The 21,089-nt window shown below is 54.1% G+C and carries 18 protein-coding genes and 1 other RNA gene; 15 read left to right on the top strand and 4 right to left on the bottom strand.

Annotated elements, in window-relative coordinates; translation table 11 throughout:
• Positions 1 to 4 precede the first annotated feature (4 nt).
• Together HO274_RS02165 and HO274_RS02160 are read right to left on the bottom strand one after the other, a co-directional pair.
• Positions 5 to 688, bottom strand: coding sequence for a PAS domain-containing protein (locus HO274_RS02165; RefSeq protein ID WP_273121006.1), 684 nt, complete (start codon positions 686 to 688; stop codon positions 5 to 7).
• Positions 689 to 1,646: 958 nt separating this feature from the next.
• The gene (locus tag HO274_RS02160; protein WP_273121004.1) at positions 1,647 to 2,579 is read right to left on the bottom strand and encodes a hypothetical protein; all 933 of its coding nucleotides are present in this window, start codon (positions 2,577 to 2,579) and stop codon (positions 1,647 to 1,649) included.
• Between the two features lie 328 nt (positions 2,580 to 2,907).
• Here HO274_RS02160 and HO274_RS02155 point away from each other — a divergent pair, with 328 nt between their 5' ends.
• A complete protein-coding gene (locus tag HO274_RS02155; protein WP_273121001.1) occupies positions 2,908 to 3,660 on the top strand; it encodes an Lcl domain-containing protein in 753 nt (250 codons plus the stop codon).
• Positions 3,661 to 4,056: 396 nt separating this feature from the next.
• Here the strand turns inward: HO274_RS02155 and ssrA are convergent.
• Positions 4,057 to 4,422, bottom strand: a transfer-messenger RNA (tmRNA) gene (ssrA, locus tag HO274_RS02150).
• A gap of 68 nt (positions 4,423 to 4,490) precedes the next feature.
• On the opposite strand from ssrA, the gene HO274_RS02145 reads away from it, so the two are divergent.
• From HO274_RS02145 to HO274_RS02100, 10 genes are all read left to right on the top strand, one after another.
• Positions 4,491 to 5,903 (top strand): DEAD/DEAH box helicase, encoded by a 1,413-nt coding sequence (locus tag HO274_RS02145; RefSeq protein ID WP_031598397.1) that lies wholly within the window; start codon positions 4,491 to 4,493, stop codon positions 5,901 to 5,903.
• Positions 5,904 to 5,905: 2 nt separating this feature from the next.
• Complete coding sequence (locus tag HO274_RS02140) at positions 5,906 to 6,205, top strand: DUF167 domain-containing protein (protein ID WP_051862603.1); 300 nt, start codon at positions 5,906 to 5,908, stop codon at positions 6,203 to 6,205.
• Between the two features lie 67 nt (positions 6,206 to 6,272).
• A complete protein-coding gene (locus tag HO274_RS02135) occupies positions 6,273 to 7,745 on the top strand; it encodes an FAD-linked oxidase C-terminal domain-containing protein (RefSeq protein ID WP_031598395.1) in 1,473 nt (490 codons plus the stop codon).
• A gap of 2 nt (positions 7,746 to 7,747) precedes the next feature.
• Positions 7,748 to 8,809 (top strand): glycolate oxidase subunit GlcE, encoded by a 1,062-nt coding sequence (glcE, locus tag HO274_RS02130; RefSeq protein ID WP_062187513.1) that lies wholly within the window; start codon positions 7,748 to 7,750, stop codon positions 8,807 to 8,809.
• A gap of 4 nt (positions 8,810 to 8,813) precedes the next feature.
• The gene (glcF, locus tag HO274_RS02125; protein ID WP_062187511.1) at positions 8,814 to 10,085 is read left to right on the top strand and encodes a glycolate oxidase subunit GlcF; all 1,272 of its coding nucleotides are present in this window, start codon (positions 8,814 to 8,816) and stop codon (positions 10,083 to 10,085) included.
• 73 nt (positions 10,086 to 10,158) lie between these two features.
• Positions 10,159 to 10,857 carry a pirin family protein gene (locus tag HO274_RS02120; RefSeq protein ID WP_031596230.1) on the top strand — a complete coding sequence of 233 codons (699 nt, stop codon included), beginning with the start codon at positions 10,159 to 10,161 and terminating at the stop codon, positions 10,855 to 10,857.
• Positions 10,858 to 10,860: 3 nt separating this feature from the next.
• Positions 10,861 to 11,571, top strand: coding sequence for a DNA/RNA nuclease SfsA (gene sfsA / locus HO274_RS02115; protein ID WP_273120996.1), 711 nt, complete (start codon positions 10,861 to 10,863; stop codon positions 11,569 to 11,571).
• Between the two features lie 51 nt (positions 11,572 to 11,622).
• The gene (locus HO274_RS02110) at positions 11,623 to 12,507 is read left to right on the top strand and encodes a LysR family transcriptional regulator (RefSeq protein WP_150112371.1); all 885 of its coding nucleotides are present in this window, start codon (positions 11,623 to 11,625) and stop codon (positions 12,505 to 12,507) included.
• 51 nt (positions 12,508 to 12,558) lie between these two features.
• Entirely contained in the window at positions 12,559 to 12,786 is a 228-nt protein-coding gene (locus HO274_RS02105) for a sulfurtransferase TusA family protein (RefSeq protein WP_031596226.1), read from the top strand.
• 54 nt (positions 12,787 to 12,840) lie between these two features.
• Complete coding sequence (locus HO274_RS02100; protein WP_273120990.1) at positions 12,841 to 14,607, top strand: glycosyl transferase family protein; 1,767 nt, start codon at positions 12,841 to 12,843, stop codon at positions 14,605 to 14,607.
• A 16-nt stretch (positions 14,608 to 14,623) separates the two neighbouring features.
• On the opposite strand, the gene HO274_RS02095 is transcribed toward HO274_RS02100, so the two are convergent.
• Positions 14,624 to 14,965, bottom strand: coding sequence for an ArsR/SmtB family transcription factor (locus tag HO274_RS02095; RefSeq protein WP_031596222.1), 342 nt, complete (start codon positions 14,963 to 14,965; stop codon positions 14,624 to 14,626).
• A gap of 203 nt (positions 14,966 to 15,168) precedes the next feature.
• Between HO274_RS02095 and HO274_RS02090 the strand changes: the two genes are divergently transcribed.
• The 4 genes from HO274_RS02090 to HO274_RS02075 are packed head-to-tail and all read left to right on the top strand — an operon-like array spanning position 15,169 to position 21,067.
• On the top strand, positions 15,169 to 16,167 hold the full coding sequence (locus HO274_RS02090; protein WP_051862031.1) for an efflux RND transporter periplasmic adaptor subunit: 999 nt from the start codon (positions 15,169 to 15,171) through the stop codon (positions 16,165 to 16,167).
• A gap of 7 nt (positions 16,168 to 16,174) precedes the next feature.
• Entirely contained in the window at positions 16,175 to 19,444 is a 3,270-nt protein-coding gene (locus HO274_RS02085) for an efflux RND transporter permease subunit (RefSeq protein ID WP_273120985.1), read from the top strand.
• Positions 19,441 to 19,650, top strand: coding sequence for a YgaP family membrane protein (locus HO274_RS02080; RefSeq protein WP_031596215.1), 210 nt, complete (start codon positions 19,441 to 19,443; stop codon positions 19,648 to 19,650). The genes HO274_RS02085 and HO274_RS02080 overlap by 4 nt, the downstream gene beginning before the upstream one ends.
• 4 nt (positions 19,651 to 19,654) lie before the next feature.
• Positions 19,655 to 21,067 (top strand): TolC family protein, encoded by a 1,413-nt coding sequence (locus tag HO274_RS02075; protein WP_273120982.1) that lies wholly within the window; start codon positions 19,655 to 19,657, stop codon positions 21,065 to 21,067.
• The last annotated feature ends 22 nt before the right edge of the window (positions 21,068 to 21,089 follow it).

Below are 21,089 nucleotides of genomic sequence, written 5' to 3'. Positions count from 1 at the left end.
ACTTTCAGGTTGTAAATACAACGCCAATTTTATACCGATTTTCCAATTCATGAAAAAATAAAGTGCTAAACTCAAATCCTGAAAAAATACTCAAAATCCGGTCGGGATCAGGAAGTCTGATATTCTGATAAAAAGCGTGAGTGTGCCTGTCGGATTTCAGGATCGCAGCCCGCTTTCCGATCACCTCCTCTTTTTCGTAACCCATCAAGTTGGTGAAAGCCTGATTGGTCGTCAGAATCGTCCCCATTGCATCGGTGATTATGATCGCTCCCCCAGCATTTTCGATCACTTTAGTCGCAAAGAAAAGTTCCTCCACGACCTGTTTGCGCCAAGTAATGTCCCTGACTATGACAAGTCTCACCCTATGACCATAATATTCGATGAGCGAACAGGAAACTTCGATCGGTAAAATCTCACCGCTCTTTCTTCGCAGTAATAATTCTACGCAATTCTCGCCACTTTTCTGCATGTTCGCTTTTGCCTTTTCAACCTTTTCCTGCTCCAGCATGAAATCGCAGGCTTTGAGGCCAAGCAATTCTGCTTCGGCATAACCGAACAACCTTTCAGCAGACCCATTGGCGCTCAACACCCTTCCATCAAGATCGGTCAGCAAGACCGCTTCTTCAGCCTGCTCGACCACGGCGCGATATATCGCCTCCGATTCGTGCAAAACCCGCTTATAATCCATATGAGGCAAAGGACTCTCCGGAAAACGTTAAAGGAAATTTGAAAAACAGTACTCAGCCTGCTATTGTCCGAAGTGACGGGCCCCCGCCTTCATCCCTATCCCGTAGATTATCCTTGATAATTATCATTCAATATTTGATTTGGCTTTAGGTTTTATCGTAAACATTAATCGCAGTCAGTCCGAAGGGCTGTATAAAATGGTACTTAACCGAGCGACATGTACCACACTCATTGCTGCTCAGCAAGTTATTTGAGTGACGGGTGACGGTTCTCTGAAGTACGTTCGGCCACCGAACTCTGTCGTGAACTGCCATCGACGGAATTACCACGACCCTCAAACAGCCAGCGCAATTTTTGAGGGGAGGCAACCCCGCACCTTGTCGCTTGAGTTTCTGGTGCGTAAAAGTCTGCCGCTGGACTGGGAGTTACAACGCCAGAGGGTTGCTGAAAATGGGGGCTGATGATGCTGTGTCGCCTCTGAAGGGCAAGATTCCGTTCATACTGGAAGCCGGAAACCCCCGTGGATAGGGGGGGTCGTGCGAAGGTCGCCCTTCGCAGAAACAGAGAACGGAGAGCGCAGGGGGGTAGAAAACGGTGAAATTCGGGGTGTATCGACAGTTGCCGCCCTTCGCACGAAACCGGGAAGCCGCGCCAGTATTGGCGTTCCGGCGGGGCACTAAAAAGGCCGGAGAACGTTCTGGCCTAGGTGAAGTGGTGGTGCTGAGGCGACACCACGAAACCGTGTACGGCGGTTATGGTGGTAAATCATAGTGATCGCGGTGTCAGTTCCAGTTAACGCTACCACATATTCAAATTCAAAGGTTCCCCGAAACAACGGGCATCGGCGGGGGGCGAAGTTCAGTGTCCTGACAAACGTCGGCCCATCGTAACCGTGTTTTTAATTGTCGAGCAACGGGTGGGCAGAAAATAGAGTTGCGGACCACTCCTGTATAGGTCATTTATTCGGACGAAAATAAAATGGCATTCTGGAAACAGTTCGCAATCATCTCGTCCCCAACCCACCAACTCTCCTTGACGATTAATCGTCTGGGTGTGGCAAGATTTTTCAACTCGTCGTCAAGTTGTTTTTTGTCGTAGATGATGGTCGGGTTATTGTGGGCGTTGATAAATGTCGACAAAGGGATCTGAATGGCGTTTTCTCTGATCAGGCTGGGATGTTTGGAAATATATCCAAAGTAGGATGATAGAGGGATGCTATCAAGCGTGTCCTCGTCGCTTTGGGCTAAAATGACAACATCCTTTTTGCGAAGTTCGTTTGACAGGTCAAGCCATCCGAGTCCTTCTATATAAATTTGGCGCTTTCCCGCTGCTTGAGTCAGTGTGTCCTTTTTCGCGGCGATATTGTTCTTTACTGTATCAGAATCGTATATTGTAATTCCGATACCTTGCACGATTGATACATCCTGCGTCCAAGGCATTTTCGATATAGTTTGCCATCTGCCTGATCCATCTTCCAAATGCTTGACTAGATCCTTTTTTGTCCAACCGGTAGTGGCGAAAATATGTTTCTCAGCATCTTCGCGTAAGCCTATTTCGGTCGCGACCCCGATATGGACGGATAAGTGACACATTTTGCACAAGCACATGATCCGCATGAGCTTTTGCCTTCCGGTTTTTTCATCAAACAACCACCTCTCATGCGCTTCTGTTTTTTCGTTAGACCCGCAAAATTCACATTGATCATGGTTGCGATGTCTGACGTACGCGCTTAAGGCATTCCATTGAGAAGTTGGCATCATAGAACGCAGGTTTGCGAACCATGCGCTCGCCGGGACGCAATCGACGGAAAAGTTATTGCCACCGAATGACCTATCCTCTCCGGGAAGTGTGTCGCCATATTGCGAAAAACTGGTTAATACGTCCTTTGCCATTTGCAATCACCTTTCGTGTTATGTCGCGTCTGGATGCCTCTGGCGCTGATTCATTACGGATCTCGGTCTTGTTGGTTGCGTGATGAGTATTGTAGCGAACAATTGCTTGCGAGGGTATCGGTGTCAGAAAACTTTACACTCTTGCCATCCCATCCCATCCCATCCCATCCCATCCCGTAACAGTATGTTACTTATTATTATTATTTTATATTGAATATGTGGCACGATTTGTGCTTTTTAATTTCCGTGAGACATTCCATCTCAGAGGGAACGGAATGTCCGGGTCGAACCAATAATAATTCATCAATAACGGGTTAGGGGGTACATCATGCGACACGAGTTCAAGGCTGCAACCCTGCTTGCAGCAGGATTATTGAGTGTGAATGCTGCGCAGGCGAGTTTGATCGCGGATGGACCGGGTTTGGTCTACGACAATGTGGCGAATGTGACCTGGAGTTCGAATGGCAATCTTTTTGGCTCCGTGTATGCTACTGATCCCAACCTGATAAACCAGATCATCGCGGCAGTGCCCACCATTCACGATACGCCCAATGTTTATGACAATGCCGGTTCCGGCAATTACAACCTGAGCGCAAGCGATTTCAGTAGCGTGGGGTATATGGACTGGTGGGGGGCGATGGCGTGGGCGAAGTATCTGGACAGTACCAATTATCTGGGCCACAACACCTGGGAGTTGCCGACCACTTACACACAGACCTGCTTTGGTCTCAATTGTACCAATAGCATGCTGGGGGAGTTGTTCTACACGGGTCTTGGCGGCACGGCAGGTCAATCCATCACCACCAGTCACAATGCCAGTTACAGTCTGTTCACGAACGTCCAGAGCAACGGGTACTGGTCCGGTACGGAGTACGCGTCCAATCCTAATTACGCGTGGTTCTTCTACACCGTTGTCGGCTACCAGGACGCGGTCAGCAAGAACGGCAACGTCTATTCGTGGGCCGTGCTTCCCGGCAATGCTGGCGCCGCCAACGTGCCGGAGCCAGCGAGTGTGGCATTGCTTGGAATCGGGTTGTTGGGATTGATGGCAGGACTGCGGCGGCATCGGCGCTTCGGGTGATTTGACCCTTTCGGGAGTGCAGGGGGGGCGGTCGCGAGGTGGAATACCTGGCACGCGTGTGATCAGCGGGTCTTGTCCGCTTTCCATCTCACCCACAACCTCACGACCACTGCAGACGGGAAATTTTGGTGTCTGGCCTACTATTCTCTGTTTCGGTCGCCTACGCAGAGCAGATTACAACCACAACCCACTGGCTGGAAACCAGCGTAAAATCGAGATGATGGCTCTTGAACGCTCAAAAGGTCAACAGAGAACAGAGAGAGGAAAACGGGGAAATTGAGGCCGGAAATACGATTGGTTGCGTAGTGACGCTCAAGAGAAAAACTGCCGGAACCGCGCCAACAGTGGCGTTGCGGGCAAAAAATCCCAACCGATAAGGGTTGGGATTTAAGGCAATGGTGGAGGCGGCGGGAATCGAACCCGCGTCCGTCAGTCCTCTACAAGCAGATCTACATACTTAGTCTGGCTCTTTGGTTTTAATCCGTACGACGTCAACCGACGAACTTCGCTTGGACGATCTCCCTTGAGTTTAGGAACCGATGAAGGAGCCCCATCAGGTCACGAGCCTCTGTAAATGACCCTGCCATTCGGTTTCCCGAACTCCCACCCAGAGACCAGTGGGTGCAGGGCCTAGCCGTCAAGCGGCTAGGGCGTAGTTGTCGTCGTTGGCAACTATATGGTTTCCAGATGGATTTACGAGGTCACTGGTCCTCGGTATGCACTGCATTGCTTTGCAACCGCCGTCGAAGCCAGGTCGCCCCCAGTCTCGAACGTGGTATTATGCCACATCTGCTGTATTCTTGAAATGTGTTGTTGGAGTGATGAAATTAATGACATTTGAATCCTTGGGACTTTCTCCTGAAATACTGCGAGCGATTACAGACGAAGGGTACACCACCCCAACTCCGGTCCAAGTTCAGGCCATCCCTTTGGTGTTGGCGGGGCAGGATGTGCAGGCAGCTGCTCAAACCGGAACAGGAAAGACGGCGGGGTTCACTTTGCCCATTTTGCATCGTCTCCAACCCATGGCCAGTTCCAGCCCTTCACCGGCGCGTCATCCCATTCGCTGTTTGGTACTGACGCCAACTCGTGAGTTGGCGGCTCAGGTGCAGGAAAGCGTCAAGACCTATGGACGCCACTTGGCATTGCGCAGTACGGTGATCTATGGCGGGGTGGCCATGCCTCCTCAGGTCAAGGCATTGCAGGCTGGCGTGGAGATCGTGGTGGCGACTCCGGGACGCTTGCTTGATCATGTCCAGCAAAAAACCATCAATTTGTCTCAAGTAGAAATTCTGGTACTGGATGAAGCGGATCGAATGCTGGATATGGGCTTCATTCCGGATATTCGAAAGATCATCGCCTTATTGCCGGAGCGTCGACAAAACTTGCTGTTTTCTGCGACGTTTTCTGAAGATATCAAGAAATTGTCCCAGGGGATCCTGAATAACCCGGCAACCGTGGAAGTGGCGCGGTCCAATACCACGGCAGAGGGTATTACCCAACTCATCTATCCCGTGGAAGCGGAGCGTAAACGGGCGTTGTTGACTCATTTGATTCGTACGCTGCCCATTCCTCAGGCCATCGTGTTCACGCGTACCAAACATGGGGCCAATCGTTTATGTGCTCAACTGGAAAAAGAACAGATTCCTGCGGCAGCCATTCATAGCGACAAAACCCAGTCCCATCGTATGCGCAGTCTGGAACAGTTCAAGGCTGGTGAAGTCTCTATTCTGGTGGCCACGGACATTGCGGCACGGGGGTTGGATATCGACCAATTGCCCTTTGTGATCAACTTTGAACTTCCCCATGTGCCAGAGGATTATGTGCACCGCATTGGCCGGACCGGACGGGCCGGTAGTGAAGGTTGTGCCATTTCTCTGGTCAGTCCGGAGGAAAGTCGTGAGCGGCAGGCCATCGAATCCTTGATCAAGCAGACCATTCGCGAAGAAGTTTCCGTGAATTTTGAGGTTGTCGAACCTGTGCAGCGCCCTGAGGGACGGCGTCCTCCCCGGGAAGCCGAGGGTCGTTCACGAACTGATCGTCGTCCTGTTGCGCGTCAGTCGGAGGTAGAGGCAGTGGAGCAAGTCGTTCGAGAGCCCAAGGTGCCCCGTCCTGTCCCGGAAGTGCCGAGGTCGGTATATTCCCATCATCACTTCAGTCGTCCTCCTCTGGGTTCGTCCGGCATCAAGAAACATCGTGAAATCCCTGCGTTGTTGGGAGGTTTGCTGAAGAAGACGCCGTGAGTATGGAATTCTGTCGACACGAATCAAAAACCGGGGCATGGGTATTGACCTTGCACATCCAACCGGGTGCCAGTCGAACCGAAGTTGTTGGAAAGCATGGAGATGCCCTCAAAATCCGTTTGGCCGCCCCGCCGGTGGACGGACGGGCCAATCAGGTCCTTCTTCGTTTTCTGGCAGAGCAGTTTCAACTCTCTCTGGATGCCGTGGAATTGCGCAGCGGTTTGACTGGAAGGCACAAACGGGTGGCCTTATATGGCTTGGGAATGGTTGATCCAATGAAAATATTGTTATTTAATTCATAGTATTGCGTTATGAGTTTCATGTTTTTTGTTCGAACCCATCAAATTCCTTAGAGAACTGATTCATTCCATGGACAAGTCAGAAATCCCCAGTGCGTTGGAGATCGGTCAGGCTCTGCGTCAATGGTTGCCTGAATCGGCCATCCTGACGACGCCCGAATCCAAACGCCCCTATGAAACCGATGGGTTATCGGCCTATCGTCAGATGCCTTATGTGGTTGTGCTGCCTGCCACGGAAAAGGAAGTACAGGCTGTTCTGCGCTATTGCCATGCCCTGCGTATTCCGGTGGTTGCACGCGGGGCAGGGACAGGGCTTTCTGGGGGGGCCTTGCCCCACGAAAGCGGGGTATTACTTTCGTTGGCACGGCTCAAGAATATCCTGCAAGTCGACCCTTTGGCACGCACAGTGCGGGTTCAGCCCGGTGTACGGAATCTGGCCATCACCCAGGCAGTAGACGCCCATGGGCTGTTTTATGCGCCGGATCCTTCCTCCCAGATTGCTTGTAGTATCGGAGGTAATGTGGCCGAAAACTCGGGGGGGGTGCATTGCCTGAAATATGGTTTGACACTACATAATATTCTGCGTCTCCGGATTCTGACCATAACGGGGGAAGTGGTGGAAATCGGTTCGGAAGCCCCTGATAGTGCGGGGTTCGATTTTATGGCCTTGCTGACGGGAAGCGAGGGATTGCTGGCGATTGTTACAGAAGTGACTGTAAAAGTTATTCCTAAGCCAATGGTTTCAAAGGTCATAATGGCGTCTTTTGAGATGGTGGAAAAGGCCGGTGATGCGGTGGCATGCATGATTGCGGCGGGGATCATCCCGGCTGGACTGGAAATGATGGATTCCTTGGCTACTCGTGCGGCAGAGGATTTTGTCCATGCGGGCTATCCGGTGGAAGCCGCAGCCGTGCTGCTTTGTGAATCCGATGGGATGCCGGAAGTGGTGGAGGATGAACTGGCGCGCATGAAAACCATACTCGAGGAAAACGGAGCCACGGAAATCAGGGTTGCGCGGGATGAAGCGGAACGATTACGCTTCTGGGCCGGGCGCAAGGCCGCTTTTCCGGCAGTGGGACGATTGGCCCCAGATTACTACTGTATCGATGGAACCATTCCGCGTCGTCGTCTGGGCGAGGTACTGCGGCAGATCGCCGATTGGTCCCTGGAATACGGACTTGAAGTAGCTAATGTGTTTCATGCAGGGGACGGTAATCTGCACCCTCTCATCCTGTATGATGCAGGGGTTCCCGGTGAATTTCATAAAACGGAAGAGTTGGCGGGACGAATTCTGGAACTCTGCGTGGAAGTCGGAGGAACCATCACGGGAGAGCATGGCGTGGGCGTGGAAAAAATCAATCAGATGTGTGTTCAGTTTGGACTGAATGAAATAACGGTGTTTCATGGGATCAAAGCGGCTTTCGATCCGGAGGGATTGCTGAATCCCGGCAAAGCGATTCCAACCTTGCAGCGGTGTGCTGAAGGGGGCCGAATGCATGTCCACCATAACCAGTTGCCTCATCCCGAACTCTCCCGGTTTTGATCATGCAGGGCGAGTTGGAACCCCTTTGCGCACAGGTTCGGCAGGCCTATGAAGCCAAACGCTCCCTGCGCATCCGTGGGGGTAGCAGCAAATCCTTTCTGGTATGCTCCGCAGCTCATGAGGTTTTAGATCTGCGTCTGTATACCGGGATCGTGGACTATGAACCGAGTGAACTGGTGGTTACGGCACGGGCCGGAACTCCTCTAATCACGCTGGAACGTCTGCTCGAGGAAAATGGCCAAATGCTGGCCTTCGAGCCGCCTCATCTCGGGTTGCAGGCCACGGTGGGCGGGATGGTGGCTGCAGGATTGTCGGGGCCGCGCCGCATGGCCCAGGGAGCTGTCAGAGATTTTGTGCTGGGCGTTCGTATGATCGATGGTCAGGGGCGAGATTTATCCTTTGGGGGGCGCGTCATCAAGAATGTGGCAGGTTTTGATGTTTCTCGACTGATGGTGGGGGCCTGGGGATCCTTGGGGGTATTGACCGAGGTTACTTTGAAGGTCATTCCCCGTACCCATGCCCAACTGACCCTGGAGTGGAGTCTTTCGGAGGCCCAAGCCCTCCAACGGATCAATGAATGGGCGGGACAGCCTTGGCCGATTACGGCATCCAGTTATTATCAAGGACGTTTGCGCGTGCGTCTGGAAGGTCCACGCAAGGCACTGGAGTCCAGCGCAGTCCATTTGGGAGGAAAGGAAGTTCTGGAGGGGAAGGGGTGGTGGATTGGTTTGCGTGAACAACAACTGGATTTTTTTATGACCCCCAAGCCCCTTTGGCGGATGGCTGTGCGAACGACCACAGGACCGCTGGGTTTGTCGGGTCAAACGCTGGTGGAATGGGGGGGGGGACTACGCTGGATTGCCTGCGATCATGGTCCCGCTCAGGTTCATGCCATGGCGCGGGAAGCCGGAGGGCATGCCCAACAGTGGCACGGCGGTGATCCGGCTCGTCCTTTTCCAGAGCCTCCCTCAGGCGCACTGCTGGCCCTTCACCGCAACCTCAAGAAAGTCTTTGATCCGGCTGGAATTCTGAATCCGGGGCTCCCCGGTTTTCTGGAAGGTTAAGGCCATGGAAACACATCTTGACGAAAAAACCCGTGCATTACCGGCGGCAGTTTCCATAGAAGGGATTCTTCGTTCCTGTGTGCATTGTGGATTTTGCTTGGCTACCTGTCCGACCTATCAGATACTGGGGGATGAACGGGATAGTCCGCGGGGCCGAATCTACCTGATCAAGGCACTCATGGAAGGCAAGGCCGAGGGGAAGGAAACCCGCCTTCATCTCGACCGCTGTCTGACCTGTCGTTCTTGCGAGACCACCTGTCCCTCAGGAGTGGAGTATGCCCATTTGCTGGAAGAAGGACGTCAGTGGGTAGAAAAAACCGTGCCTCGCCCCTTGGGGCAACGGGTGGTTCGTACCTTGCTCAAGACCGTACTGCCCCAACCGGTACTTTTTCAAACCTTGTTGAATATGGGGCGCATGGTGCGTCCCCTGCTTCCCGAGCGTTGGCGTTCCGCCATTCCCCACCGCCAGGAAGCGGGCTGGATCCCTTCTGTCCGCCATGCCAGACGCATGGTGTTTTTGGCGGGTTGTGTCCAACCGGCTTTGACCCCGGCGACTCAGAGCGCGGCACAACGTTTGCTGGATAGATTGGGCATTTCAGGTGTGGTAGCGCCCAGTGCGGGATGTTGTGGGGCCCTGGCTCATCACCTGGGAGATGAAGAAAAAGCACTGCAGGCCATGCGTCGTAATATCGATGCCTGGTGGCCCTTCGTGGAACAAGGGGCAGAAGCCATTATCAGTACGGCTTCGGGTTGCGGGGTCGAAGTGCGCGAATATGGGCATGCCCTGCGCCATGACCCCGCGTATCGGGAACGGGCCCGTCGGGTGACCGAATTGGCCCAGGATATTTCTGAAGTACTGATCAGAGAGATCGGCGTAACCCTGGATGAACAACGATTGACATTGAAAAGCCTTGGCATCGATTCTGACCAGTCCAAGGGGCGCGTTGCTTTTCATGCCCCTTGTTCACTCCAGCATGGATTGCGCCTGCGTGGGGGTGTGGAACAGTTGTTACGGGCAGCGGGGGCAGAACTCACCGCCGTAGAAGATGGGCATCTTTGTTGTGGTTCCGCCGGCACTTATTCCATGCTCCAACCCGAGTTATCCGAGCAACTCAAGATAAACAAACTGGCGGCTCTCAAGGCTGGAAAACCGGAGGTCATTCTGAGCGCCAACATTGGGTGTCAGATGCATCTGGCCAAGGATGAGTCGATTCCCGTTCGGCATTGGGTAGAATGGCTGGATGATCTGATTCCTCGACGTGAAAGAAGGGCTTGATTCCAGCTCCTCTTGTCCCTATCTTGTGCCTATGGGATCCGTATAATAGATTCCGCTTCCAGGGAGATGACTCATGTTGGCACTGCGTCGTTCCAAAGACAGGGGATATGCCCACCAAGGCTGGTTGGAATCCTGGCATTCCTTTTCCTTTGCAGATTATCATGACCCGGCGCACATGCATTACAGTGTTCTGCGGGTCCTGAATGATGACCGGATTGCACCGAATAGTGGGTTTGGCACACACCCTCATCAGGACATGGAGATCCTTACCTACCTTCTCGAGGGCAGTCTGGAACACCGGGACAGTATGGGGAATGGATCGGTGATCCAAGCTGGAGAGGTACAGAGAATGAGCGCGGGCAGCGGCATCACCCACAGCGAATTCAACCCATCCGAATCTGATCCTGTCCATCTGTTGCAGATATGGATTTTGCCTGACCGGCGGGGACGAACCCCTGAATATGAACAGAAAAAATTTCTGCCGGAAGAACGGCGCGGACGGTTCTGTCTCATTGCTTCTCCAGATGGGCGTGACGGGTCTCTGACGATTCATCAGGACGTCCGGATTTATGCCTCGATATTGGGGGCGGATGACACTCTGGTATATGATTTTGATCCAGGGCGCAAAGGTTACCTGCAAGTGGCGGCTGGCGAATTGATCGTGGATGGACGTCCTTTGCGGGAAGGCGATGGATTACGCATCGCCCAGCGTGAACGAATTGCCATTGGGACTCCGGGACAAACGGAATTCCTGTTGTTCGATTTACCCTGATTCATGAATTATGCGGAATCTCTGAGTGAGGGGCGCCTGTTGCGGCGCTACCAGCGTTTTCTGGCGGATATCGAACTCGGTGATGGAGAAGTCATTACAGCACATGTACCTAATACAGGCAGTATGTTGGGATGCTTGGAGTTGGGGCAAGGCGCGCGCCTGAGCCGTGCCCGCGACACCACCCGTCGCTGTCCTTATACCCTTGAACAGATTCAGGTCGGTAAGGTTTGGGTCGGGGTGAACACACATCGGGCCAATGCATTGGTGGGGGAGGCATTGAAACGGGGCGCGATCGAAGAAGTATCGGGCTATGCCAGCCACCGCCCGGAGGTATCCTACGGTCAGCAACGTAGTCGGATCGATTGGTTGCTTGAGGATCAAAATTCTCCCGTTTGTTATCTCGAAGTCAAGAGCGTAACCACCAGTCTTGAACCGGGGATAGGATTGTTTCCCGATGCTATCAGTCAGCGGGCTTTGAAGCATCTGGGGGAATTGCGGGACTGTGTGGTGCAAGAGGGCGCGCGGAGTGTGTTGCTGTTCTGTGTTCAACGCGCGGATGTTCACGTAGTACATCCTGCGGATGCCATAGATCCTGCCTATGGCCGGTTGCTGCGCGAGGTGATGCGTGAAGGGGTGGAAGTGTTGGCTTACGGGGTTGAACCTACCCGAACCGGCCTCCTTTGGGGGCCGAGGATAGGCGTTCATTGCCCTTGATTCTCCAGGGAATGGTCCTTACTCATCGAGTGTGCAGCGATACTTTTGTCCATGAAACTGAACTTCCATCATTTGAGAGCATTTGCAGAAGTTGCCCGTACCGGTAGTTTTACAGGTGCGGCAGAATATCTGCACCTCACCCAGCCCGCCATTTCCAAGGCAGTCAGCGGTCTCGAAGAGATCCTGGGCATCGCACTGCTGGAACGAACCTCCCGTCAGGTCAAGTTGACGCAAGCGGGTGTATCTTTGTTCTCTCACGCCCGTTCCATTTTTGCCCTAGAGCAGGCAGCATTGCAGGATATCGAAGAACGGCGCGGATTACGCAAGGGTTGTTTGCATATCGGCGCCAGCACGACCATTGCTACCTATTGGCTGGGACGGGATCTGGCTCTTTTTCTGGAACGCCATCCCCAGATCGACATTCGGGTGAGTAGCGGGAACACGGAAACCATGGTACATCAGGTACTGGAAGGCTTGGTGGAGGTGGCGCTGGTGGAAGGGCCGGTGGATGAGGATCGTCTGAATTGCAGATTATGGCACAATGAGCCCCTGCTTCTGGTGACGAAACCGGGAGTGAAACGGGAACATCTAGGGCAATGCCGTTGGATTCTTCGAGAAGAAGGATCCGGCACGGCACGGGTAGTGGCGGAAACCCTGGCGCATCTGGGAATTGTCCCTGCGCGACAGATTATCGTGCAAAGCAACCAGGCGGCCGTTCAGATGGTTGTCGCAGGCGTGGGAGTTGCCATCGTTCCTGCGATCATGGCGGCCCACCATCTCGAGCAGGGAGAGTTGGCCTACATTCCCTGGTCGCAGGGAGATCTGCAACGTCCTCTCAGCCAGATCTCCCTGAAAGGACGACCAGCCAGTCCGGCACGCGCGGCCTTTGAATCTTTCCTCGGTGAAACTCTAACTCTACCAAATCCCGCTTCCTGAGGTGATTTGGTAGAGTATCATTCGGGACGTTTACGAAAAGGAGAAAGCGCCATGCAAGCGGACAAGGAACTGGATGTCAGGGGAATGAGTTGCCCCCTGCCGATCTTGAAAACAAAAAAATCCTTGGCGGATATGGTGTCGGGTCAGGTGCTCAGAATCATTTCCACTGATGTCGGTTCGATGGGAGATATACAGGCTTTTTCCAAGCAGACGGGTCACGAGTTGATCTCTGCGGCACAAGAGGGAAGTGAGTACACCTTTTTTCTCAGAAAGAAGTGAGCCCGACTCCCTTCGAGGGACACGCCTTGGGTTGAATTTTTGGTACCATGAGTCATGGAACATCCCTTTACGAAGTTTATACGGCTGCTGGGCAAAGGACAGCGCGGTGCCCGCAGTTTGACCGAAACAGAGGCCGAGGAAGCCCTCGGACTGATTCTGGCGGGAGCGGTGCGTCCGGAACAGATTGGGGCATTTCTATCTCTGGTTCGCCTCAAGGAGGAAACGGCAGAAGAAGTGGCCGGTATGGTCCGGGCATTGCGACATTCCCTCCCTTTGGGGCCCAAGGTACTGGTGGATCTGGACTGGGCCAGTTATGCCGGGAAACGACGTCAATTGCCTTGGTATGTACTGTCAGCGTTGCTTCTGGCCGAACGTGGCATTCGGGTACTGATGCATGGTCTGGAGCAGGTGGAGGCCGAACGCCGTTCCGTTTCTGATGCGTTGAAAGCCTTGGGAATCCCCAGGGCATACTCGCTGGACGAGGCGGCGGACTCCATGGTGAAGACCGGTTTTGCCTTTATCTCCGTGGCAAATTTTGCACCCCAGATCATGAAGTTGCTAGAGTTGAAGCAGGTGCTGGGGTTACGTTCGCCCATTCATACGGTGGCACGAATGAGTAACCCGTTGAATGCGCCTGTATCTCTGGTGGGAATTTTTCATCCGGGCTATGACAGGATTCACCAGCAGGCAGCCCGATTGCTGGGAGATCCCTGCATGTTTGTCTTCAAGGGGGAAGGGGGGGAGGCTGAAATCAATCCGGATGGCGCGACCCAACTTTATTGGTCTAGACAGGGCGTAGCGCAGCAGGAACTCTGGCCAGCCTGTTTCGAGAAACGGCATCTGCGGGATGATTCCATGGATTGCGCCCGTTTGTACCGTGTGTGGGCGGGCAGCGAGGAGAGTGACTATGGGGAGGCTGCGGTGGTGGAGACGGCAGCAGTTGCTCTATTCGCCATGGAACGAGCGACCTCTGTTGAAGAAGCACGGGCACTGGCCGGAGAATGGTGGAAAGGGCGCGATCGTCAGCGTTTTACCGGGCCGCGTCAGGATTTCATCCCCCTGGGAAAGGTATTTTTGGTGGGAGCCGGCCCAGGAGACCCGGACTTGCTCACCGTCAAGGCATTGCGTCTCATGAATCAAGCGGATATCGTGGTATATGACAATCTGGTATCACCGGGGGTCATGGCTTTACTTCCTCCGGGGGCGACGTGCCTCTATGTGGGTAAGCAACGGGGTCACCATGCCGTACCGCAGGAAAGCATCAATGAACTTCTGGTGCGTTTGGCGCTGGAAGGTAAAAGGGTGCTTAGACTCAAGGGGGGAGATCCTTTCATCTTTGGACGAGGGGGAGAGGAAATCGAGACCCTCGCCGCCCACGGAATTTCCTTCGAGGTGGTTCCTGGCATCACCGCAGCTTCTGGCATTGCGGCCTATGCTGGAATCCCCCTGACACATCGGGACCATGCCCAATCCTGTATCTTTGTGACGGGCCATCTCAAGGATGGAACCATGGATCTGGATTGGGTAAATCTGGCGCGTCCTCAGCAAACTCTGGTGGTGTATATGGGTTTGCATGGTCTGGAAATTTTATGTCGGGAACTGATCAGTCATGGTCTTTCCCCGACGACCCCGGCCGCGATCATTCAGCAGGGAACCACACGGCATCAGCGAGTCATGACGGGCACGCTGGAAACCTTGCCGGCGCAAGTACGGACCGAACCCCTGCAGGCACCCACCCTGATCATTGTGGGCGGAGTGGTGAGTTTGCATCGTACCCTTCACTGGTTCAATCAGGAGACATCAAGCCCGTCAGGCCTGTGAATTCCGGGAGGTTCTTTCAATCCTGTCCGGTTCCGAGCGGTTTGCAGAATTGGGTTTGTAATGCTTTGATGATGGCAATGGACTCTGGGCTGATCACCCGGTAGAAAATGTGCTTACCATCTCGTCGGGTGGCCACCAGACCCTCTTCTCGCAAAATTCCCAGTTGCTGTGACAAGGTGGGCTGATGGATGTCCAGAGCAGACTCCAATTCGCTGACACAAGACTCACCCTCTGCCAAACGGCAAAGAAGGACGAGACGATCCGGGTTGGCCAACACTTTAAGAAAACTGCAGGCTCGATCGGCCGAAGCATACATCTGCTTGAAATTATGCAGCGTTGCGCCCTCACATGGGTCCATTTCGAGGATCTCCAAAGAATATTTTCAGGAAAGTGTTGACAGTTTACCATAAAACGATATATAAAGTTACATAATATTAATTGGTAAATAATTAGAAGCGAAAGAATTGCCAAAATAGAGGATAGTGCGCCATGGCAAGAACCGTAATGAAAAGAGATGACGGGTCCAATCGAAGGTTTATTTGGATATTTGGAGCCATATTGATGGGGCTTTCTCTTCATGGTGTCTCTTTGCAGGCTCAAGAAACTGGAGAATCGGAGGCACTTCGTGACATGACGGGCTATGACGGCGTGATAGAAGCCGAGCGTCAGACGGTGATCGCAGCCGAGGTTTCTGGGCGGGTGGTGGCGGTGTCAGTACATCCCGGTGAGCGGATCAGGAAGAATCAGATCATGATTCGTCTGGATGAGCGGGCGGTGGATCAAAATGTCGCGGCCAAGGTGGCTCAGGAGCAGGCAGTCAGGGCCACATTAGAAGTGGCGACCCGTGAGTATGAACGCCAGAACCAACTGTTTGCCAAAGGGTATATCAGTCAGGCCGCACTGGATCGGGCAGAAGCCCGTTTCAAAACCACAAAAGCCCAGACGGAGGCACAATTGGCCGAATCGTCGGCATTGCGTGCCCAGGCCGGTTACTACGTCTTGCGTGCACCCTTTGACGGCATTGTGGCAGAAGTCCCCGTGAGCCTCGGGGATATGGCGCAACCAGGGCGGACCCTGGTGTCTTTCTATGACCCTTCTCACCTGCGTGTGACGGCCCAGGTTCCGGAAAGTATGATCCTTTCTTCATCTACCACCGTACCGAGCCGGTTGGAGTTGAAGGGCGCTGGCATGAAGGCGCAGTGGATCATTCCAACTTACGTCACCGTGTTGCCCACGGCGGATCCGTCCAGTCATACGGTTCAGGTTCGTCTGGGATTGCCGGGAGATGCACTCCACCCCTTGGGGCGGCCGGGGACCTTTGTGCGGGCTTGGTTTCCGAGCGGAGATTCGACTCGAGAGGTGCTCTGGATTCCCCTCAGCGCAGTGGTACATCGTGCTGAAATGACAGGAGTTTATGTACGCGACCGAGAAGGGCATCCCCTCTTGAGGCAGGTTCGTTTGGGACGTGTTCTGGAGCAGCAAGTGGAAATCCTGAGTGGGGTTTCCCCAGGAGAGCAAGTCGTTCCTGAGGCGCAACGGGCTCTGACGCAGGGACGGTGAAGGCACGATGAAACACTCCCTCGGCATCTCTGGGCGTATCGCCCACTTTTTTCAAACGGCTCAGATCACGCCATTGCTGGCGCTGGTTGGTTTTTTGTTGGGGGTTTTTGCCATTCTGGTGACCCCGCGGGAAGAAGAACCTCAAATCAATGTCACCATGGCCAATGTCCTGATTCCTTTTCCGGGGGCTTCTGCCCGGGATGTGGAACAAATGGTGGCGGCACCGGCCGAACAGATTCTGGGTCAGATTCAGGGCCTCGACCATGTGTTTTCCCTGTCCCGTCCCGGGTTGGCGATTATGACTGTCCAGTTCAAGGTGGGGGTACCGCGCACCAAGGCGCTGGTGCGACTCTACGAGGCCGTAAATACCCATGCGGACTGGCTTCCTCGAAATTTGGGTGTTTTATCGCCCATCATCAAACCCAAAGGAATCGATGATGTGCCCATTCTTACCTTGACGCTCTACAGTAAAAATCCGCAGATCGGTGCCTATGCACTGGAACAGGTCGCCCAGAGCATGGAAGGAGATCTCAAACGGGTATCCGGAACGCGTGCCGTGTTTACGGTGGGTGGACCAGGGCGAGCCCTGCGCATCAATCTTGACCCGGCGCGATTGATGAGCAGTCATATCACCCTGGAACAGGTACGGACTGCCGTACAGTCTGCCAATCAGGGGTTGCCGGCGGGGGACTTGCTGGTGGGAAACCACGCCATTGCGGTGGAAAGTGGCGATTACCTGAATGATGCCCAGGATGTGGGGAATTTGATTGTGGGAGTGACCGATCATCACCCTGTTTATCTGAAGGAAGTGGCACAGGTTGAAGATGGGCCCCAAACGCCCAACCGCTATGTGTGGTTTGGTCAGGCGGGAAAACAGGGGCCTGTGGACTATCCGGCAGTTACCTTGGTGGTGACCAAAAAACCGGGTGAAAATGCTATCAGTGTGGCCAACGCCCTCATGAATCAAGTGGATCGTCTCAAAAATACGGTTATTCCGGCCGATGTAGTGGTCAGTGAGACACGCAACTATGGCGAAACTGCTAACGACAAGGCAGAAAAACTGATTCATAAACTTCTTTTTGCCACGGCCTCCGTCGTTGCACTGGTTTTTCTGGCGCTGGGACGACGGGAAGCTGCCATTGTTGGATTCGCAGTGATTCTGACCTTGACCGTCACCCTCTTTGCCTCCTGGGCTTGGGGTTTTACTCTCAATCGGGTTTCCCTCTTTGCTCTGATCTTTTCCATCGGGATTCTGGTGGACGATGCCATTGTGGTCGTGGAAAACATTCATCGTCACCAACACCTTTTTCCAGGGAAAACGCTACGCGAACTGATTCCCGGTGCAGTGGACGAAGTGGGCGGACCCACCATTCTGGCCACGCTGACCGTGATTGCAGCGCTTTTACCCATGGCATTCGTGACTGGGTTGATGGGACCCTACATGTCCCCCATTCCCATCAATGCCAGCATGGGCATGGTGTTGTCCCTGTCCATTGCCTTCATGATCACCCCCTGGTTGGCGCGGATCTGGATGAAAGAAGGGCAGATTCAGGGCGGACCTCCCGCTGAACCGGTTCAAGGCACCCAGGCGGGGCAGGAGATCACCCCGCAAGGTTTGGCCAAGTTTCTGACTCCTTTGTTCCGGCGGATATTTACTCCGTTGCTGGACGATGTTCGGGGGCAGGGTAACCGTCGCCGGGTGGGGCTGGGAATCGTGGCACTGATTGTTTTATCTCTGGCGCTACCGGCGACGGGACTGGTACGGCTCAAAATGCTCCCTTTTGACAACAAATCGGAGTTTCAGGTGATCGTGGATATGCCGGCGGGAACGCCCCTCGAGGAAACTGCCGCAGTGATCCACGAGTTGGGGGCCTATTTGACCACTGTCCCCGAGGTAACGAACTACCAAGCCTATGTGGGCACGGCGGCCCCCATCAATTTCAATGGGTTAGTGCGTCAGTACTACCTGCGGGCATCCAGCGAACTGGGTGACCTTCAGGTCAATCTGGTGGACAAGTCCCAGCGCAAGGAACAGAGCCATGCCATTGCAACCCGCCTTCGTCCTGCGTTACAGGCCATTGGCCGGCGCTTTGGGGCCAATGTCAAGATTGCCGAAGTGCCGCCTGGCCCTCCGGTTCTTTCACCCATTGTGGCGGAAATCTATGGTCCGACGGCAGAAGGGCGTCTGACCGTGGCCAAAGCCGTGCGTCAGGTGTTTTCCACAACGCCGGGTATCGTCGATGTAGGGGACAGCAGCATCGTGCCAGCACCCAGAATCCTGCTTCAGGTCAATCGTCACAAGGCAGCACTCCTCGGGGTTTCCCAACAGACCATTGCTACCACGCTGCAGACGGCCCTTTCGGGCGAGGCGGTGACCTGGCTGCACGACCAGAGCAAGTATCCCGCAGCTGTCTGGTTGCAACTTCCGCCGGATCAACAGGGCAGCCTGGATACTCTGCTTTCTCTGGGGGTACAAGGGGCCGAGGGACAAATCATTCCGCTGCGCGAATTGGCCAGCCCGCTGAATACGGTGCGTGAACAGCCGATTTACCATAAGGACCTGTTGCCGGTCAATTATGTGGTCGGAGATATGGCAGGGAAGGTGGACAGTCCACTGTATGGCCTATTTGGCATGCGTTCGCGCATCGTGCAGATACAGACGCCCGATGGCGGGAAACTGGAGGATGATTTCATTCATCCTCCCGCAGAAGGCTATCGAAATTATGTTCTGAAGTGGGATGGGGAATGGCAGGTGACTTATGAAACCTTCCGTGACATGGGCCTAGCTTATGGGGTGGGACTTATCCTGATCTATCTGCTGCTGGTGGCACAGTTTGGTTCTTATTTGACCCCCTTCATCATCATGGCGCCGATTCCCCTGACCCTCATCGGCGTCATGCCGGGGCATGCCTTGTTGGGCGCCCAGTTTACCGCCACCAGCATGATCGGAATGATTGCCTTGGCCGGGATCATCGTGCGTAATTCCATCTTGCTGGTGGACTTTATCAATGTTCAGGTGGCTCAGGGCATTCCTTTCAAGGAAGCCGTCGTGCGTTCTGCCATCACTCGTGCCCAACCCATCATTCTGACTGGGCTGGCTGCCATGATGGGGGCTTTTTTCATTCTGGATGATCCCATTTTCAACGGGCTGGCCATCTCCCTGATTTTCGGCATTTTGGTGTCCACTGTTTTGACTTTGGTGGTGATCCCCATGCTGTATTACACCGCTTATCATTCTCAACACTCAAACCCACCCAAGGAGGGACTTGAATCATGACCAGTTGGCGCATCGTTCGTATTATCGCAGGCGCATTCATTCTTATTTCACTGTTGCTGGGTAGTTCTGCCAGTCCCTTTTTCCAGAGTTCCTGGTGGTTGGCCTTCACCGCTTTCGTGGGTGCCAACTTGTTACAAAGCGGGATTACCCGGTGGTGTTTGATGGAAACCCTGCTCCGTAAACTGGGTGTCCGGACCGGGTGCTGATTCCATGAATCCTGCGATCCGGAAGAAGTTCCTGGGGCGGTCATGGCTTGTTCTGTGGGGGGTAATGCTCCCTACATGGAGTGAGGCCAGTGATCTTCTCAATGTCTGGCAGGCGGCGCAGCAACATGATCTGGCGTATCAGGCAGCAGCGGCCGGACATCAGGCAGGGGCAACCCAAAAAGACCAGGCCAGTGCGCTTTGGCGTCCTACCCTGCAAGCCAGTGGGACAGAAGGGCGCATGTCAAGTCAAAGTCAGATTCAGGGCGCCCAGTTCAGTGCGCCTGGATTTTTCCCTGCCACCAACAATGCCAACTTCAATACTTCCATCAATGGGGGGTTATTGCAGCGCTGGTCTGTACAGGGCCGTCAGCCGCTGATCAGCGGGGATCGCCTGGCACAGGGGCGGGAACTGGACCTCAAAAGTCAGGTTGCGGAGCTGGAATGGGCCAATGCACGTCAGGATCTGATCCTGAGAACCGTGCAGCGGTATTTCGAGGTGGTTTTGGCCCAGGAGGCTCTGCGCGTTGCGCGTCAGCAAACACTGGCCGTGGAACGAGCCTTGGCTGAAGTTCAGCGCAAATTCGAGTTGGGAGAGGTACCGGTGACGGATACCCATGAAGCGCTGGCGCATCGGGAAGCCATGAAAGCACAGGTCTTGGCAGCCGAGGCGAATTTGCAGATGAAACAACAGGCTCTCGGTGACATGACCGGTATCAATTCAGATGAATTGACTCTGGCTGTTCCCTACAGTGGGGCATTACCCACAGCGGGCGCATCGCTGAATGACTGGCTCATGGATGCTTCCAACCATAATCTGCAATGGCAGGAAAAATCTCTTCAGGTCGAGATTGCCCGCCAGGAGGCCAAACGGTACGGCGCGCTATCCTCTTCTTCGGTGGATCTGGTGGGAGAAGTGGACAGCGACCATTTGACCGGAAGCGGAAACTATGGTTCTGCCAGCAATACTCTGCGTACTTCTCTGGTGGGCGTGCAGGTAACCATTCCGTTGTATAGCGGGGGGATGCGCAGTGCCCATCAGGATGAAAAAACCTATTTGGCACGTCAGGCACAGGCAGAATCGGAACAGGTCCATCAACTGGTTCTGCTCAGTACTCGGGAAGCCTGGTTAGGTGTCACCACCGGGACGCAGAGGGCTGAAGCCTTGGCTCATGCCATGACTGCCAGTGATGATCGAGTCAACTCCACCCATTTGGGGCAACAGGTGGGAGATCGGAGTACTCTGGATCTGCTCAACGCTCAAAGCGAGGCAGCCTCCACCCGCCTGGCCTGGCTACAGGCCAGGATCGATGTACTCATCAACCGTCTGCGCCTGTCTGCTTTGGGTGGGCATTTGGAAGATAGTGATTTGCAAGGGGTCAATGCCTTGTTGACCTTGTCGCCTTCTGATCCAAAGTGATTGGCTGAAAAGAGGAATCCTG

The sequence above is a fragment of the Ferrovum myxofaciens genome, assembly GCF_013181415.1.
Classification (GTDB): domain Bacteria; phylum Pseudomonadota; class Gammaproteobacteria; order Burkholderiales; family Ferrovaceae; genus Ferrovum; species Ferrovum myxofaciens.
Note: the sequence above shows the minus strand (reverse complement) of the source record. Positions and strands in the feature narration are given on the sequence as shown.